Source organism: Dyadobacter sp. CY356 (genome assembly GCF_021440195.1).
In the GTDB taxonomy this organism is placed as follows: Bacteria; Bacteroidota; Bacteroidia; order Cytophagales; family Spirosomataceae; genus Dyadobacter.
This window is the reverse complement of the sequence record NZ_JAJTSZ010000021.1, coordinates 1-1,309: the sequence shown is the minus strand read 5'-3', so window position 1 is coordinate 1,309 and position 1,309 is coordinate 1. Positions and strand designations below refer to the sequence as shown.

General features: G+C 40.1%; 1 protein-coding gene. It reads right to left on the bottom strand.

Annotated elements, in window-relative coordinates:
• Window positions 1-89: 89 nt before the first annotated feature.
• On the bottom strand, window positions 90-1,187 hold the full coding sequence (locus LXL81_RS28990; protein ID WP_234651695.1) for an IS110 family transposase: 1,098 nt from the start codon (window positions 1,185-1,187) through the stop codon (window positions 90-92).
• Window positions 1,188-1,309 lie beyond the last annotated feature (122 nt).

Genomic DNA, 1,309 nt, shown 5'->3' with positions numbered 1-1,309 from the left:
TAACCCAAGGTGCTGTGTTAAAAGTCAAGTAAAAGATTAAATATTTTTATAAATTACGCTTTCAGAAGCAGGAATTTATTCCATGCACGTTAGGCAGGGCAATTTAATATTGTCTCTGCCTTATTTTTTGCTGACAGTGACTTATCATGTTCTTCTTTCTTATACTGGAAGTTTTCATCGTAGGGAATGTTGCTTTTGAATATAGTATAGACCAAAACAAGCATTTTCCGTTGCACAGCTACATTCCCTTTCATTTTGATAGCTGTCTTTTGATGTATTTTTTCATACATTTTTTTCATTTGTGGGTTAAACCTTGCAGCGGCTGTTGCTGGAAAATAAAGTGCTTTTCTTACGTTTTTGTTCCCTTTTTTAGATATACTGGTCTTGGATTCGCTGTTTCCGGATTGCTTTCGGACTACATCATAGCCACAGTAACTGATGAGCTGCCTCTTGTTTTTAAATAGAGCAAAGCCATTCGTTTCAGCAATAATGGCAATTGCAGAGATGAACCCGATTCCTTTAATGGTACAAACATTTGATATCCGAAGATTTAACTCTTCATCCTCTTTGGTGATCTCTTGTAAATCCTGTTCAATATCCAGAATCTGTGCTTTAATCAAGGCAAGCCGTGCTTCAAACCTTCTGATCCCTTTTGGGTCTGGCTTGTAGGAATGATTCCAGGCATGCAACTGGTTTTTGACGCTTGTATACTCTCCTTGCAGCATATTTCGCTCACGGCAAAGATGTTTTAATTGGCTCATCCGGCTGCTGCCTGGCTGCCATAAGCCCAGCTTTCGTTCCAGTCCCATTCTGGCAATGGCCTGTGAATCAATATCGTCAGTCTTTGACTTAATATTGTGGCTTTGCATAAAGAACTTAACGTTCCTGGCCAATTGGACACTTACTGCTTTACCACATTCCAGTAAATGGTAAGCGAGGGCTTCATAATACACCCCGGTTGCTTCCATGACATAAAGCAGCGGAAAATCTGCCGAAGTGAAATGGCATACCCACTGCTCTAACTTTTCAAATCCAGCAGCAGTGTTATCAAATTTTTTGGTACTGTTTACTACAATTTCATCTGTGGTACTTTTATAGCTCACACAGGCTACAAAGCTGTCCTTAGCGATGTCAATGCCAACGCATTGACGAACAATTGTTTGGTTAATGAAATCCTTTTTGCTCATGGTCTTAGAATAAGTTTGCCTTTTCTCGTCCTATACTGGCTTATCACCTTTCTGGTGAATCCTTAGGTGCTGTTGTGACTCTTAGCATTGGGTGGTGGGGAATACCTTGGGTGCTACATATC